The 15,046-nt window shown below is 75.1% G+C and carries 15 protein-coding genes; 10 read left to right on the top strand and 5 right to left on the bottom strand.

Translation table 11 applies throughout. The annotated features are described in order from the left end of the window. Nucleotide 1 precedes the first annotated feature (1 nt). The gene (locus ACFPZN_RS27715; protein ID WP_378285147.1) at nt 2-535 is read right to left on the bottom strand and encodes a hypothetical protein; all 534 of its coding nucleotides are present in this window, start codon (nt 533-535) and stop codon (nt 2-4) included. Nucleotides 536-723: 188 nt separating this feature from the next. Between ACFPZN_RS27715 and ACFPZN_RS27710 the strand changes: the two genes are divergently transcribed. The 3 genes from ACFPZN_RS27710 to ACFPZN_RS27700 all read left to right on the top strand — a co-directional run bounded on the left by ACFPZN_RS27710 (nt 724) and on the right by ACFPZN_RS27700 (nt 3,647). After that, nucleotides 724-1,530 (top strand): LOG family protein, encoded by an 807-nt coding sequence (locus ACFPZN_RS27710; RefSeq protein WP_378285146.1) that lies wholly within the window; start codon nt 724-726, stop codon nt 1,528-1,530. Continuing rightward, the gene (locus tag ACFPZN_RS27705; protein WP_378285145.1) at nt 1,530-2,132 is read left to right on the top strand and encodes an LOG family protein; all 603 of its coding nucleotides are present in this window, start codon (nt 1,530-1,532) and stop codon (nt 2,130-2,132) included. Before ACFPZN_RS27710 ends, ACFPZN_RS27705 begins: the two co-directional genes overlap by 1 nt. 192 nt (nt 2,133-2,324) lie before the next feature. Next, nucleotides 2,325-3,647, top strand: coding sequence for an alkaline phosphatase PhoX (locus ACFPZN_RS27700; RefSeq protein WP_378285144.1), 1,323 nt, complete (start codon nt 2,325-2,327; stop codon nt 3,645-3,647). Between the two features lie 101 nt (nt 3,648-3,748). Here the strand turns inward: ACFPZN_RS27700 and ACFPZN_RS27695 are convergent, their stop codons facing one another. Beyond that, entirely contained in the window at nt 3,749-4,084 is a 336-nt protein-coding gene (locus tag ACFPZN_RS27695) for a hypothetical protein (RefSeq protein WP_378285143.1), read from the bottom strand. A 49-nt stretch (nt 4,085-4,133) separates the two neighbouring features. On the opposite strand from ACFPZN_RS27695, the gene ACFPZN_RS27690 reads away from it, so the two are divergent. Genes ACFPZN_RS27690 through ACFPZN_RS27680 form a run of 3 tightly spaced genes read left to right on the top strand, consistent with a single transcriptional unit; the run spans nt 4,134 to nt 5,659 of the window. Further along, the gene (locus tag ACFPZN_RS27690) at nt 4,134-4,589 is read left to right on the top strand and encodes a hypothetical protein (protein WP_378285142.1); all 456 of its coding nucleotides are present in this window, start codon (nt 4,134-4,136) and stop codon (nt 4,587-4,589) included. Next, the gene (locus ACFPZN_RS27685) at nt 4,586-5,074 is read left to right on the top strand and encodes an SRPBCC family protein (RefSeq protein ID WP_378285141.1); all 489 of its coding nucleotides are present in this window, start codon (nt 4,586-4,588) and stop codon (nt 5,072-5,074) included. The genes ACFPZN_RS27690 and ACFPZN_RS27685 overlap by 4 nt, the downstream gene beginning before the upstream one ends. 9 nt (nt 5,075-5,083) lie before the next feature. Further along, on the top strand, nt 5,084-5,659 hold the full coding sequence (locus tag ACFPZN_RS27680; RefSeq protein ID WP_378285140.1) for a DNA-3-methyladenine glycosylase I: 576 nt from the start codon (nt 5,084-5,086) through the stop codon (nt 5,657-5,659). A gap of 16 nt (nt 5,660-5,675) precedes the next feature. Here ACFPZN_RS27680 and ACFPZN_RS27675 read toward each other — a convergent pair whose 3' ends face one another. Beyond that, nucleotides 5,676-8,276, bottom strand: a complete 2,601-nt coding sequence (locus tag ACFPZN_RS27675; protein ID WP_378285139.1) for an FtsX-like permease family protein — start codon at nt 8,274-8,276, stop codon at nt 5,676-5,678. A 5-nt stretch (nt 8,277-8,281) separates the two neighbouring features. Then, nucleotides 8,282-9,049 (bottom strand): ABC transporter ATP-binding protein, encoded by a 768-nt coding sequence (locus ACFPZN_RS27670; protein ID WP_378285138.1) that lies wholly within the window; start codon nt 9,047-9,049, stop codon nt 8,282-8,284. Between the two features lie 222 nt (nt 9,050-9,271). Here ACFPZN_RS27670 and ACFPZN_RS27665 point away from each other — a divergent pair, with 222 nt between their 5' ends. The 4 genes from ACFPZN_RS27665 to ACFPZN_RS27650 are packed head-to-tail and all read left to right on the top strand — an operon-like array spanning nt 9,272 to nt 13,510. Further along, nucleotides 9,272-10,513 carry a glycosyltransferase 87 family protein gene (locus ACFPZN_RS27665; protein ID WP_378285137.1) on the top strand — a complete coding sequence of 414 codons (1,242 nt, stop codon included), beginning with the start codon at nt 9,272-9,274 and terminating at the stop codon, nt 10,511-10,513. Next, nucleotides 10,498-11,613 carry a glycosyltransferase family 4 protein gene (locus ACFPZN_RS27660; protein WP_378285136.1) on the top strand — a complete coding sequence of 372 codons (1,116 nt, stop codon included), beginning with the start codon at nt 10,498-10,500 and terminating at the stop codon, nt 11,611-11,613. The genes ACFPZN_RS27665 and ACFPZN_RS27660 overlap by 16 nt, the downstream gene beginning before the upstream one ends. Beyond that, nucleotides 11,610-12,872 (top strand): sensor histidine kinase, encoded by a 1,263-nt coding sequence (locus ACFPZN_RS27655; RefSeq protein WP_378285135.1) that lies wholly within the window; start codon nt 11,610-11,612, stop codon nt 12,870-12,872. Before ACFPZN_RS27660 ends, ACFPZN_RS27655 begins: the two co-directional genes overlap by 4 nt. Continuing rightward, nucleotides 12,860-13,510, top strand: a complete 651-nt coding sequence (locus ACFPZN_RS27650; protein WP_378285134.1) for a response regulator — start codon at nt 12,860-12,862, stop codon at nt 13,508-13,510. The genes ACFPZN_RS27655 and ACFPZN_RS27650 overlap by 13 nt, the downstream gene beginning before the upstream one ends. Here the strand turns inward: ACFPZN_RS27650 and ACFPZN_RS56800 are convergent. Then, nucleotides 13,507-14,967, bottom strand: coding sequence for an enoyl-CoA hydratase-related protein (locus tag ACFPZN_RS56800; RefSeq protein WP_464041763.1), 1,461 nt, complete (start codon nt 14,965-14,967; stop codon nt 13,507-13,509). The two genes, ACFPZN_RS27650 and ACFPZN_RS56800, sit on opposite strands and share 4 nt — an antisense overlap. Nucleotides 14,968-15,046 lie beyond the last annotated feature (79 nt).

Below are 15,046 nucleotides of genomic sequence, written 5' to 3'. Positions count from 1 at the left end.
GCTAGCCGTTCGGCTTGGGCTTGCCGCGCGTCTGGCCGGGCGGTGTGGCCGGGGCCCTGCCGCGGGTCTTGGACGGCGGGGCGGGCGTCGCCGAGGAAGAGGCGCTGCGCGTGGCCGTCGTGCCGCCGGACGGTGATGCGCCGGACCGGGGGGCCACGGTGCTGGAGGCGGCCGGGGCCGGGCCGCTCGGGGAGTGGGTGCCCGGCTTGCCGCCGTCGCCCGCTGGTTCGCGGGTCGCGCCGGATCCCGATGGCCAGGGGGTCAGCGGGGCGTCCGCGCCCATGGCCAGGTTGAGGCCGATCACCGCCAGGTACGCGAGGAGCCCGACACTGGCGAGGATCCCGAGGCGCCGGACGAGACGGGCGCGGCGTCCCGAGGCGTCCACGAAGACGGGTGCGGCGTCGGCGACGGGCAGCACCGCCGTTCGCGAGGCGGTGTCCTCGGGCACGCGGTCCGGCGGCGACGGCGGCAGCCACGCCGGGACGAGCGGCGCGGGCGCCTGCGGCGCTGGCCGCTGAGCGTGCCGGGCGGGCATCCGCTGGACCGGCTTCCGCGGGGCGGGCTCCGCCGGGGGGCGGGCGTGCCGGCCGCGTGTCCGGGGTTCGGGGGCTTTGTGGGGATCTGTTGCCACGTTGGAAACAGCGCCGAACGCCAGGGAACCGTCACTTCGGGCCGCCGGAAACAGGCGGCCCGCCGGGCGGGGGCTTGGCTACGGTGTGGGGCATGACATCCGAAGAGAATCGGCGCAGCCGGCGGCAGGGGCCCGCCATGCTGCGCGGGAGGGCCGTACCGCAGACGACCACCGACCAGCGCCTGCTCGACGGCCGCGGGCCGTCCGACTGGGTGCACGCCGACCCGTGGCGCGTGCTGCGCATCCAGGCGGAGTTCGTCGAGGGCTTCGGCCTGCTGGCCGAGATCCCCAAGGCGGTCAGCGTCTTCGGCAGCGCCCGCACCAAGCCCGGCTCGGACGAGTACGAGCTGGCCGTGGACATCGGCCGGCGGCTGCACGAGGCCGGATACGCGGTGATCACCGGCGGCGGGCCCGGGATCATGGAGGCGGCCAACAAGGGCTGCGACGACGCCGGCGGGCTGTCGGTCGGTCTCGGCATCGAGCTGCCGTTCGAGCAGAAGCTGAACGACCACATCGACATCGGGCTGGAGTTCCGCTACTTCTTCGTCCGCAAGACGATGTTCGTGAAGTACTCGCAGGCGTTCGTGGTGCTGCCGGGCGGGTTCGGCACGCTGGACGAGCTGTTCGAGGCGATCACGCTGGTGCAGACCGGGAAGATCACCCGCTTCCCGATCGTGCTGGTCGGCACCGAGTTCTGGGGCGGGCTGCTGGACTGGGTGAAGCAGGTCATGCTGTCCTCGGCCAAGATCTCCGAGGAGGACCTGGACCTGTTCCACGTCACCGACGACCCCGACGAGGTCGTCCGGGTGATCGTGGACGCGCACGTGAAGCAGGCGCGGCTGCAGGAGGAGGAGCAGGCCGCAAGGGAGGCCGCCCGCGCGGCCGGGAACGGCACCTGATGTCCCCGTCCTCCGGCCTGGCCGTGTGCGTGTTCTGCGCGTCCAGCAGCAAGATCGACAGGGTGCACGTGGAGCTGGCCGCCGAGGCCGGCGCCGAGCTCGCCCGCCGCGGCCACAGCCTGGTCAGCGGCGGCGCCCAGGTGTCGTGCATGGGCGCGGTCGCCCGCGCCGCCCGGGCCGGCGGCGCCCGCACCGTCGGGGTGATCCCCGAGGGCCTGGTCAGCGTGGAGATCTCCGACGAGGACAACGACGAGCTGGTCGTCACGCCGGACATGCGGACCCGCAAGGCCGAGATGGACCGGCGCAGCGACGCGTTCCTGGTGCTGCCCGGCGGGATCGGCACCCTGGAGGAGCTGTTCGAGATCTGGACCGCCCGGGTGCTGGGCATGCACGCCAAGCCGGTGGTGATCCTCGACCCGGCCGGGGTGTACGAGCCGCTGCGCGAGCTGATGAAGAGCCTGGCCGACAAGGGCTTCGCCCGTCCGAAGATCTTCGACGCGATCGGCTGGACCGGCTCGGTCGCGGAGGCGTTCGACCTCCTGGAACGCTCCCAGCCCCGGATCGAGGCCACCCCCGAGGACTACGCCGAAGCCGAACTCTGACCCCCGGCACGGGACCAATCCGACGCACGGCGAACTTTCCTTTCCGTCACTTTGCGTAACGGCGGGATTAGGTGGAAGTTCGCCGTGCGGAACTGTGTCCTGGGGGTTTTTCCCTGGGACGGTGGTCGTTCACCGATGGTTCAGGGCGGCGCACGAAGCTCCCCGTGATCGCATTGAAGTGAAGGAGACGCCATGTCCGTGTCCCGTCGCGGGGTCGTGAAGGGCGGCGCCGCGGGCGCCCTGTCCATCGCGCTCGCCGGAAGCCTTGACACGATCTTCCAGACCTCGGCCTCCGCCGCCGGGAAGGGCGAGGCCTACGGCTACGGCCCGCTGGTGCCCGACCCCAAGGGCGTGCTGGACCTGCCGGAGGGCTTCTCGTACAAGACCCTGTCCGCCGAGGGCGATGTCATCTCCGGGAGCGTCCGGGTGCCCGGCAAGCACGACGGCACCGCCACGTTCACCGGTTCCCGTAAGGACACCGTCCGCCTGGTCCGCAACCACGAGCAGACCGCCAGCGGCGTCAAGCCCGTCGCGGACGCGCGGCTGGTGTACGACCCCGCCGCGTTCGGCGGCACCACCACGCTGGAGGTGGACCGCGAGGCCAACCTGGTGAAGCAGGAGATCAGCCTCGCCGGCACCGCCACCAACTGCGCCGGCGGTGTCACCCCCTGGGGGACCTGGCTGACCTGCGAGGAGACCGAGGGCTTCGGCGCGCAGACCAAGTCGCACGGCTGGGTGTTCGAGGTCGACCCGACCGGCAAGCGGACCCAGCCGGTGCCGATCACCGGGATGGGCCGTTTCGCGCACGAGGCCGTCGCCATCAACCCGAAGACGCTCGAGGCGTACCTGACCGAGGACGCCGGCGGGCCGTTCGGGCTGTTCTACCGCTTCCGCCCCCGCGCGCACCGCGGCCAGTACGGCGCCTACCTGGAGGGGGGCCGCCTGGAGGCGATGTACTCCCGGGACCTGCCCGACCTCTCCCTCGCGCAGACGCCGGGCGAGGAGTTCCGCGTCAAGTGGGTGAAGGTGCCCGACCCGTCGGCCGCCACGACCTCGATCCGCAAGCAGTTCGAGGACGGCAAGGTCACCCGCAGCCAGAAGCTGGAAGGCGCCTGGTGGGGCCGCGGCAAGGCCTACTTCGTGGCCAGCTACTCCTCCAAGGAGGACGGTGCCGCGGCCGACCACGCCGGCCAGGTCTGGACCTACGACCCGAAGACCGACCGGATCCGGCTGGAGCTGATCTTCAAGCCGGGCGGCCGGTTCGACGGCCCCGACAACATCACGGTCTCGCCGTACGGCGGCGGCGTGATCCTGGCCGAGGACGGCGACGGCGAGCAGTACCTGGTCGGCACGACCCGCAAGGGCGAGCCGTTCGCGTTCGGCCGCAACGCCTTCAACGACAGCGAGTTCACCGGCGTGACGTTCTCCCCGGACGGCCGGACGCTGTACGCCAACCGGCAGACCCCGGGCCTGACCTTCGCGATCACCGGCCCCTGGAACCAGGTCCGCGCCTGACCCGACCCTCCCTTCAGGATCTCCGGATCCCCGGTTCTTCCCCGGAGCGTGAGCCCGCCGTCGCCCCCCGCGGCGGGCTCACGCGTTTCCGGACCCCGGGGTCAGGCGAGGCCGCGCCGGGTGAGGGCGGGCGGGCGCGTCCCCTCGATCGAGGCCACCATGTCCAGCACCTGCCGCAGCGCGGGCAGTTGCCCCTCGGGCGCGCGGAACGCCCGTACGCCCAGCCAGGCGTAGACCGAGGCGGCCGCGAGCAGGCCGGGATCGGGCTCCGTCCCCTCCGGCGCCTCCGGCGCATCCAGGGCGAGCGTGACCAGAACCGGTTTCCCGGTGGCCACCAGATCCGCCACGCGGTCCGCCGATGGCGCCGCTCCGGCGTCCAGCAGCCCCTCCGGCACGGGTGCTTTGTCCGGCAGTACCCACGGCTCGTGCGACTCCATGCCTCCGATCGTGGCACGATCTGTTACGGGTGGCGTCGACAGATCGGAGTTGATCGTGGTTGTGGTCCTCGTCCTGGCCTGCCTGGCGGTGCTGGGCGCCGTCGTGGCCCTGGCCATGGGCCTGGGCGGCGAGCTGTCGCCGGCGCATCGCGATCATCCGCCGCTGCGGCCGCCGGCGCCGGGGGTTCCGCCGTTCGCCGGGTCCTCGCCGCATCCGCGCCTGCCGCGCGGGCTCTGGGGCTATCAGACCGATGTGGCCGACCGGGCGATCGACGGCATCATGACGGCCCTGCACGAGCGCGAGGCCCGGATGGCCGCCCTCGAACGGCAGGTCACCGACCTGGAGGGCCGTCTCCGGGAGCGCGACCACGGCGGTTCCGAGGGACGCGCGGACGCCGGGGAGATCGCGCCGCCCTGGGCGTCCTCCGAGCCGGGCGGCATCGCCGACGTCGACCTGGCGAAGAACAACGGCGGCACCGCGAACCAGGAGGAGGCCCGTCCATGAGCCGTGTGGCGATCCATGCCGACGCCGAGTCGTCCGCGCCCGCCGAGCGGGTCTTCGAGCTGCTGACCGACTGGCCCCGCCACGACGAGTGGATGCCGTTCACCTCGGCCCGCGGCGGCCGCGGCGTGGGCGCCGAGCTGGAGGCCCGGACGGGCGTGGGCCCGGTCGGGTTCACCGACACCATGGTCGTCACCGAGTGGCTGCCGGGCCGCAGGGTGCATGTCCGCCACACCGGGAAACTGGTGCGCGGCGAGGCGTTCTTCGAGGTCGTCCCGCTGCCGGACGGCGGCAGCCGGATCCGCTGGGCCGAGGCGATCGATCTCCCGCTGGGCCCGCTGGGCCGGATCGGCTGGCTCGCGGCCGGACCGGTGATCGGCGCGTTCCTGCGGCTGGGCCTGCGCCGCCTGGCCGGGCTGGCGGCACGGGCGGACGACGGGGCGGACGACGGGGCCGGGGCGGTCAAGGATGTCGGAGGGGTGCGGTAGAACGGGTCGGTGACCACCGCGATCCTCGGTGACGACGGTCTGGCCCGCTGCCCCTGGGGGCTGTCGGCGCCCGACTACGTCGCCTACCACGACGACGAATGGGGCCGCCCGGTCCGCGACGACCAGGGCCTGTACGAGCGGCTGTGCCTGGAGGCGTTCCAGTCCGGCCTGTCCTGGCTGACCATCCTGCGCAAGCGCGAGGGCTTCCGCGCCGCCTTCGCGGGGTTCGACCTCGCGAAGGTCGCCGCGTTCGGGCCCGGCGACGTGGAGCGGCTGATGGGCGACGCCGCCATCGTCCGCAACCGGGCCAAGATCGACGCCGCGATCGCCAACGCGCGGGCGGCGCTCGACCTGCCCGGCGGCCTGGCCGCGACCGCGTGGCGGTACGCCGACCGGGACGCCCCCGCGCCCAAGGCGCTGGAGGACGTCCCGGCCCGTACCGACGGGTCCAAGGCGCTGGCCAAGGAGCTGAAGAAGCACGGCTTCCGCTTCGTCGGCCCCACCACCGCCTACGCCCTGATGCAGGCGTGCGGGCTCGTCGACGACCACCTGATCGACTGCCACCGCCGCGGCGCCTACGCCTGACCCGCCGTCCGGACGGTCATTCGGCCTTGGCCGCCTCCAGGACGGGGACGCCCGAGGCCCGGCGCGCGGGCAGCGCCGACGTGGCCGCGGTGACGGCGGCGGCCCCGGCGACCACCAGCGCCACCAGCCAGGGCGGCGGGTTCGGATCGAGGAAGGAGCTGCCCGTCGCGACGTGCAGCAGCCCCACGGTGCCGACGGCCGCGCCGAGGCCCATGAGGGAGCCCAGCAGCACGACCGTCGCCGCCTCCCAGCGCACGATCGCGCGCAGCTGGCCCGCGGTGGCGCCGACCGCGCCGAGCAGACCGAACTCCCTGGTGCGTTCCGCGACGCTCATCGAGACCGTGGTGGCCATCCCGAACAGCGCCAGCACGAGCGACATACCGATGAAGCCGTAGGCCACGTGGACGCCGTTGAGGAGTGCCCCTGACGCGTGCTCCACGTAGGCGGCCTCGTCCATCACCGTGACGCCGGGCACTCCGGCCATGGCGCGGGCGAGCGCGCCGGGGTCGCCGCCGCGCACCAGGACGGCCTGTGTCTGCGCCTGCCGGTCGAGCCGCTCCATCGTGGCGGGCGCGACGAGGGCCTGGTCGGCGAACAGGTGGGACGGGTCGTGGTAGGCGCCCGCGACCGTGAGCGCGACCCGGCCCTGCGGCCCGCGCACCACGATCCGCCGGCCCGGTTCGAGCCCGAAGGCCTTCATGGTGGTGGACGACAGCCCGATCCGCCCGGGTGCCAGCGGCGGGAGCCGTCCGCCGAGGCCGAGCACGGCCGGCAGCGCGGCCTGGTCGATCCCGTTGACCATGAAGTCGGCGGGCAGCGGTTCACCTGCCTCGGGGATGCGCGGCGCCGGGTCGACCAGTTTGACGGTCGTCGCCGTGAGGGACGCGGCGTGCGTCACCCCCGGCACGGCGGCGGCCTTGGCGGCGGTGTCGGCGGGGAGCGGCGCGGTGCCCGACGCGGTCTTGCCCGTCGTCGTCACCACGTGGCCGGCGCGCAGCACCTGCCGTCCCGCCTCGTCGAAGCGGTCCTGGGCCGACAGCATCACCAGCGCGGTCGCGGCGACCAGGGCCACGCCCAGCATCAGCGAGGACGCGGCCGAGGAGACCCGGCGCGGGCTGCGGGTGATGGTGGCGCGGGCCAGCCGCCCGGCCTCGCCGCTCACCGCCATCCCGATCCGGCCGACCAGCCCGCCCAGCGGGCCGACGAAGAACGGCGCGAGCACCGCCAGCGCGGCGACCGTGACCATCGACCCCAGGAGCAGCAGCACGGAGACGCCGATGGTGCGCTCCGGGCCGGGCGGTTCCTCCGCGGCGATCGCGAACGCGGGGCCGTAGAAGAACCAGGCGCAGGCGAAGACCGCCAGCGCGCCCGCCAGCCGGGGCCACCGGCGTCCGGCGGTCTCGGCGGACGCGGTGCGCAGCGCCTGCATGGGCGCGACCCGGCCGGCCCGCCGCGCCGCCCGCCAGGCGGCCAGCTGGGTGACCAGCAGCCCGGCCGCCGCCGGGACGGCCAGCGCGATCCACCCGAACTGGGCGTCGGCGGCGGAGATGTCGAACCCGTCCTCCGCGAAAAGCCGGGTGAGCAGCGAGGACACCGGGTAGCCGAGCAGCACCCCCGCCGCCGACGCCACCAGTCCCAGCGCGAGCGCCTCGAGCCGGATCAGCCGGCCGATCTGCCGCGGGGTGGCGCCGATCGCGCTGAGCAGCGCCAGCCGCCGGGTGCGCTGCCGGACCAGCGTGCCGAAGGTGTTGGCGACCACGAACAGCCCGACGAACACCGACACCGTGGACAGCATGCCGATCGCGCCGCCGACCGAGACGCCCGCCGCCTGCGTGTCGGCCGACTGCCGGTCGCGCAGGGACGCCGCGGTCCGCACCGTCACCGCGTCGCCTCCACCGGAGCGGAGGCCGCGGGCGAGGTCGGCGCGCAGCCGCGCCGCGGGCACGCCGGGCGCGGCCTTCACCCAGACGGTCTGCCAGGTCCCCTCGGGCAGGCCCGCCGCCCGCTGGACGGTCTGCGGCGGCGCCAGGATCAGGTCGCCCGCGGCCACCGCGCTCCGCCCCTGCACGGTCACGACCCCGACCACCTTCATCCGCCGGGACTCGCGCGGCAGCAGCAGCGTGAGATCGGACCCGGAGGAGAGTTTCCCGGCACGGGCCACATGCCGGACGACCGCGACCTCCCCGTCGGCCGCCGGGGCACGCCCCTCCACCAGCGTGTACGGGTTCAGCCGGGCGTCGGCCACCCACGGGCGCAGCAGCGTGCGGCCGCCCGCCGGGGCCAGGATCGGCTTCCCGTCCCGTCCCGCCGCCGACGCGGTGACCATGGCGTCCCCGGCCACCGCGGCGACCCCCGGCCGTCCCGCCACCCGGTCGAGCGGGACGCGGCCGTCCGGCGGCGCGTACACGTCGTCGGGGTCGGCCTGCCCGCCCTGCACCAGCACGTCCGCGCGGGCGTACTCGCTGGCGTCGCTGCCCGAGACCGCCTCCTGCGCGCGCAGCGTGAACTGCAGCGACCCCGCGATCAGCGCGACCGAGAACGCGGCGGCCAGCAGCGTCGCGAGCAGCCGCGGCCAGCCCTCGGTGAACGAGCGGCGCGCGATCAGCCACATCGCCATCGCCCTCAGCTCTCCATCCGGCGCATGCGGGCGTGCACGGTGTCGGTGGTGGGGCCGTCCAGCTCGTCCACGACGCCGCCGTCGGCCAGGAACAGCACCCGGTCGGCGTGCGCCGCCGCCACCGGATCGTGCGTCACCATGATCACCGTCTGCCGGTAGGCGTCCACCGCCGTGCGCAGGAAGCCCAGCACCTCCGCCCCGGACCCGGAGTCGAGGTTTCCGGTGGGCTCGTCGGCGAACACCACCTCGGGACGGGTCAGCAGCGCCCGCGCCACCGCCACCCGCTGCTGCTGCCCGCCGGACATCTCGGCCGGCCGGTGGCCGAGCCGGTCGCGCAGCCCGAGCGCGTCCACCAGCGTGCCGAACCACTCGGGGTCCGAACGCCGTCCGGCCAGCCGCCCGGTCAGCCGGATGTTCTCCTCGGCGGTCAGCATCGGCAGCAGGTTGAACGACTGGAACACGAACCCGAGCCGGTCGCGGCGCAGCCGGGTCAGCCCGGTCCGCGACAGCCGGGTGATGTCCACCCCGCCGATGAGCACCTGGCCGGAGGTGACCGAGTCCAGCCCGGCCAGGCAGTGCAGCAGCGTGGACTTCCCGGAGCCGGACGGGCCCATGATCGCGGTGAACCGGCCGCGGGCGAACGCGGCCGTGACGCCCCGGAGCGCCGTCACCGCGCCGTCCCCCGACCCGTAGGTGCGGACGAGGCCGATCGCGGCGGCCGCGTGATCGTCGTGAAGGTGCGCCGGGGCGGGCGCGGCGGATGTGGATGCCATGCCACCACCCAACGCCGGAGGACCCCGCCCGCGCAGTGGCGTGGACCGGAGAAGGCGCCGTGGGGCCAGCCCTACTACGGCCGCCTCGACCCCGGAGGTAGACCTGGCTCTACCCCAAGGTCGGCGGTCAGACCTAGAGATCTCCACGCTTCGGAACGGTTGCCTTGAAGGGCGCGAAAGCGCTGCTCAACAGCCCTCACGCGACCCTCGGAGCGGAGATCGATGACGCCCACGCATGCCCTGAGACACCTCCCCGCCCCCGTGCGCGGACGGGGTCGGGGCTCCTTCGCCGTCCAGCCCGCCCTCTACGCCGGGTTCGCGGTCTTCGCGGCCGTGACCGCGGCGGTGACAGGGCTGGCGCCGCACCGCGCGTGGGGCGGGCTCGCCGCCGTCGCGTACGGGCTCGGGGCGCTCGCCGCCCTGGCGCCGTGGGGTCGCCGCCACCGCGCGCGGGTCGCGGCCGGGGTGCTGGCGTCGGCCGTGCTCGTCCCGCTGGCCGTGCTGGTCGCGACCGGGCAGGCGCAGCCGGAGGTCGGCGTCGTGCAGCGCTCGGGCGCCCACCTGCTGGAGCACGGCACGCCCTACCTGGGCGCGGTGGAGCTGGCGGCGCACGGCGGCTACGAGGCGTACAACCCCTACCTGCCCGGGATGGCGCTGCTCGGCCTGCCGTGGGCGGTCGCGGGCATCGACGCCCGGCTGCTGTTCGGCGGGCTCTTCCTGCTGCTGCTCCTGGCCGCCGGCGGCCTGCTGCTGCGCGGGCATGGAGGCATCGGCGCGCGGTCGCTGCCGCTGCTGGTGCTCGCGGGGTCGCCCCTGGTCTCGCTGCCGCTGGTGGTCGGCGGGGACGACCTCCCGGTCATCGGGCTGGTCTGCCTGGGCCTGGCGCTGGCCGTACGGGACCGTCACGGCGCGGCCGGGCTCGCGCTCGGACTGGCCGCCTCGCTCAAGGCCACGGGCTGGCCCGCGCTGCTGGTCTGCCTCGCCCTGGTGGCGGCCAGCGCGCAGGGCCGGGCCGCCATCCGCCGGTACGGTACGGCGGCCTCCGGCGTCCTCGCGGCCGGGGTGCTGCTCCCCGCGCTCGTGGATCCGGAGGGGTTCGTCCTCAACGTCGTCCGGTTCCCGCTCGGCCTGGCCGGGACGGCCTCGCCCGCCGACAGCCCGCTGCCCGGCCGCCTGCTCGCCGACCTCGGCCCCCACGGCCACGCCACCGCCCTGACCCTGCTCGGCCTCGCCGCCCTCACGATGGGCGCCTCGCTGCTCGTCCGGCCCCCGGCCGGCGCCCGCCAGGCCGCGCTCCGGCTCGCCCTCGGGCTGCTGCTGGCCACCGCGCTGATGCCCGCCACCCGCTGGGGCTACCTCGTCTACCCGGCCGTCCTCGCCCTCTGGGCCCGCTTCGGCGTCCCGCCCGCCCCGCGAAAGCCCGCCCCGCGAAAGGAGGACGAGGAGCTGTGCCTCGTTGCCTGATCGTCACCAACGACTTCCCGCCCCGGCAGGGCGGCATCGAGACTTTCGTGTACGAGGTGGCCCGCCGCTTCCCGCCGGACGAGGTGATCGTCTACACCTCGTCCGAGCCGGGCGCCGCGGCCTTCGACCGCGCGCTGCCGTTCCCGGTGGTCCGCGACCCCGCGCGCACCCTCCTCCCGACCGCACGGGTGGCGCGCACCGCCCGCGCGCTGGCCCGGAGCCACGGCTGCGACAGCGCCTGGTTCGGCGCCGCCGCCCCGCTCGGGCTGCTGGCCGGACGGCTCGGCCTGCCCTCGGTCGCCACCACCCACGGCCACGAGATCTGGTGGGCGAACGTCCCCGGCACCCGCCGGATCCTGCGCCGCATCGGCGACCGGGCCGGCATCGTCACCCACCTCACCGAGCACACCCGGGCGCGGATCGCGCCCGCGCTCGGCCCCCGCGCCCGCACCGCCCGGCTGGTCCCCGGGGTGGACGCCGAGGCGTTCCGTCCCGGCGCCGACGGCACCACCGTCCGGGACCGGTACGGGCTGGGCGACCGGCCCGTCATCCTGAGCGTGGGACGGCTCGTCCCGCGCAAGGGCCACGACCGGCTTGTCCGCGCGCTGCCGCTGGTGCGCGAGGCCGTACCGGACGCCGCCCTCCTCATCGTCGGCTCCGGCCCGCAGGACTTCTGGCTGCACGGCCAGGCGGGAGAGGGCGTGGTGTTCGCGGGCGGCCGCCCGCACGCCGAGCTCCCGCCGTACTACGCCGCCGCGGACGTGTTCGCGATGCCGTGCCGCTCCCGCCGGCTCGGCCTGGAGACCGAAGGGCTCGGCATCGTGTACCTGGAGGCCGCCGCCGCGGGCCTGCCCGTGCTGGCGGGCGACGCGGGCGGCGCCCCCGAGGCCGTCCGCGACGGCGAGACCGGCCACGTCGTCGACGGCACCTCCGTGGAGGCGATCGCCGCCCGGCTCGTCGAGATGCTGGGCGACGCCCCGGGGCGGGCCGAGATGGGCCGGAAGGGCCGCGCCTGGGTCAGCGAGGAGTGGACCTGGGACGCCTCGTACGAACGCCTCCGTGAGCTCCTGCGCCGCGCGTCCTCTACGGTCGGGGCATGACCGAGGAGGAACGGGGGGCGGGGGTCTGGCGGGCCATGGCGGGGAGCCCCCGGCGGTTCCTGCTGTCCTCCTGGCCCTGGCGGTCGCTGGCGTACCTGGCGACGGGCCCGCTCGTCGCCCTCGTCTGGCTGGCGGTGGTGTGCGGCCTGATCTTCGCCGGGATCCTGCTGGCGCCCGTGGTCGTCGGCCTGGTGCTGCTGGCGCTGATCCCGGTGTCGGCGGTCGGGTACGCGGCCGTCGAGCGGCGCCGGGCCCGCTGGCTGGACCCCCGGCCCGCGCCCACCCCGCACCGCGAGCCGTCCCGTCCCGGCCTGCGCCCGTGGTTCTTCTTCCGGCTGCGGGAGGCGGCGACCTGGCGGGAGTTCGGGTACGCGCTGCTGTCGTCCCTGCTGGCGGTCGTGGACTTCGGCGTGCCCTTCGTCCTGATCGTCGGCTCCACCGTCTCGGCCTCCGCACCCGCCATGATCAGCGGCGGGGACCAGATCATGTACGGCCCCCACGTGACCGTGGACAGCCAGGAGGAGGCGTGGCCGGTCGCCCTGGCGTCCGTCCCGCTGTTCGCGCTGACCCTGTACGCGCTGAGCGCGCTCGCCGGGGCGCGGGCCGCGCTGGCCCGCGCGCTGCTGGTGCGTCCCGTCGAGGAGGAGCTGGTCGCGGTACGGGCGTCGCGGGCGCGGATGGCCGACGCGTTCGAGGCCGAGCGCCGCCGGATCGAGCGGGACCTGCACGACGGCGCCCAGCAGCGGCTCACCGGCCTGATCATGACGCTGGGCCTGGCGAAGCTGGACGGCGCCGACCCCGGGCTCATCGACAAGGCGCGCGCCGACGCCAGGGCCGCGCTGGAGGAGCTGCGCGACCTGGTCCGCGGCATCCACCCCTCCGTGCTCACCGACCGAGGGCTGGGCGCCGCCGTGGAGTCCCTGGCCGAACGGTCCGCGATCCCCGTCGAGGTGCGCGCCGACCTGCCGGAACGCCCGCCCGAGAGCCTGGAGTCGGCCGCCTACTTCGTCGTCGCCGAGGCGCTCGCCAACGTGGCCAAGCACAGCGGCGCCGCCCGCGCCCGCGTCACCGCCCGGCTCACCGGCGCCGCGCTGGTCGTCGAGGTCTGGGACGACGGCTCCGGCGGCGCGGACCCGTCCGGCGGCACCGGCCTGCAGGGACTGGCCGACCGGGTGGCGGTGCACGACGGCACGGTCCGGCTGTCCAGCCCGCCCGGCGGCCCTACGATCGTGCGGGTGGAGATCCCATGCGCGTCGTGATCGCCGAGGACTCGGTGCTGCTGCGCGAGGGCCTCGGCCAGATCCTCGCCCGGTTCGACCACGAGGTCGCCGCGGCGGTCGCCGACGCCCCCGCGCTCGCCGCCGCCGTCGCCGAGCACGCCCCCGACATCGTCGTCACCGACGTGCGGATGCCGCCCGGCTTCCGGGACGAGGGTCTGCGCGCCGCGCTCGCGCTGCGCGCGGACCGTCCCGGGCTGCCCATCCTGGTGCTGTCGCAGTACGTCGAGCAGTCCTACGCCGCCGACCTGCTCCAGACCGGCGGCGGCGTCGGCTACCTGCTCAAGGACCGGGTCGGGGAGGTCGCCGAGTTCGTGGAGGCGCTCGACCGGGTCGCCGCCGGCGGCACCGTCATCGACCCCGAGGTGGTCCGCGGCCTGCTCGCCCGCCGCGGCGCCGACGCGCCGCTGGAACGGCTGACCGGCCGCGAGCGCGAGGTGCTCGCGCTCATGGCCGAGGGCCGCTCCAACGGCGCCATCGCCCGCGCCCTGGTCGTCTCCGAGGCCGCGGTGATCAAGCACGTGGGGTCGATCTTCACCAAGTTCGACCTGCACCAGACGCCCGACGACCACCGGCGCGTGCTGGCGGTGCTCACCCACCTGCGCGGCGTCTCCCTCTAGCGTCCCTCGAAGGTGGGCTGCTGCTTCTTGAGGAACGCCTCGGTGGCGTTGCGGTGGTCCGAGGTCTTCTCGCACTCGTCCTGGAGCACGGCCTCCTTCTCCAGGGTGGAGGCCAGATCGTGCGAGGCGGCGTGGTCGAGCGCGGCCTTGACGGCGGCGTACGACCGCGTCGGCCCCGCGGCCAGCCTGCGCGCCAGCTCCACCGCGGCGGGCGCCAGCTCGTCGGCGGGAACGACCCGGTTCACCAGGCCCAGTTCCAGGGCCTCGGGCGCCTTCACCGGGTCGGCCAGGAGCAGCAGCTCGGCCGCCTTGGCCCGCCCCACCAGGCGCTGCAGCGTCCACGACATCCCGCTGTCCGGAGCCAGCCCGATCTTGGTGAACGCGGTCGCGAACGACGCCTTCTCCGACGCCACCGCCAGGTCGCAGGCGAACACCAGCGCCGCGCCCGCGCCCGCCGCGACGCCGTTCACCGCCGCGACCACCGGCTTGGGCATCGACGCCAGGCCCCCGGCGATCGGGTTGTAGTGCTTGCGGACGGTGTCGTCCAGGCCCTTGCCCGAGGCCAGGTTGTCGGCGTGCTCGCGCAGGTCCTGACCTGCGCAGAAGGCCCGTCCCGCACCGGTGAGGAGCACCGCCCGGGCTCCCGGGTCGCCGGCCGCGCGTTCCACGGCCGCGCGCAGCGCCTCCTTCATCTCCTCCGTCAGCGAGTTCATCGCGTCCGGGCGGTTCAGTGTGATTGTGGCCACACCGTCGGTCAGGTCGTACAGCACCGTCTCAGGCACCCTCGTCCTCGCCTTCTCCGTGCTCGTGCCGCGTGCCCGCCCTCCGCGGCGCGGCCTCTCGCCCATCCTCCAGGCAACGATCGACGAAGCGGGAGGCGGGGGCAAGAGACGCGCGGCGGCCTCGTCGAAGAACCGGGCCGCCCGCGCGACCAGGCCGTGCGGGTCGCCCTCGTAGGCGGAGCGGAAGCGCTCCGCCCGCACCGACTCGGCGGCCAGCAGCGGATCCAGCTCGGGGTTGGCGAGGGGGCCGATCCACGTCGCCTCGTCCAGGCGGGCGTAGCCGAGGTAGGAGAGCCCGGCGACGAGGCGCTCACGGCGGGCCCGGGCCCGGACGCGTTCCACGACCAGAAGGTGCCAGTGGCCGTCCCACGGGCCGAGATCGCGGTAGACGCGCTGCGCGGCCTCGTCCAGGCGCCGCACGGCCCGCGGCGTCAGCGCGTAACCGGGCACCGGGGCCGGGCCGTCACCGTCCGGGGCGCCGCCGTCCAGGCCCCGGGGGAGCCGGACCGGTTCCAGCCACCCCTGCCGCACCATCCGGGACACCGCGGTGCGGACGGCGGGGGCGGCCACGTCCAGCGCGGCCGGCAGCCTGACCAGGGCCGCGACCGGGGCTTTGCCTCCACGTTCCCTGAGGTGGTCGCCGTACAGATCGAACAGCGCCGAACGAGCGTTCATGGCAGCAGTCTCCCGGCCCCCAGTGGCTGATCGTTACCACTTCGCGCCCTGGACACGGGATAATGAACCACTACTGATG

This window comes from Actinomadura rugatobispora (assembly GCF_042656285.1).
GTDB classification, from domain to species: Bacteria; Actinomycetota; Actinomycetes; order Streptosporangiales; family Streptosporangiaceae; genus Spirillospora; species Spirillospora rugatobispora.
The sequence above is the reverse complement of the archived record's forward strand: the minus strand, read 5'-3'. Positions and strand labels throughout refer to the sequence as shown.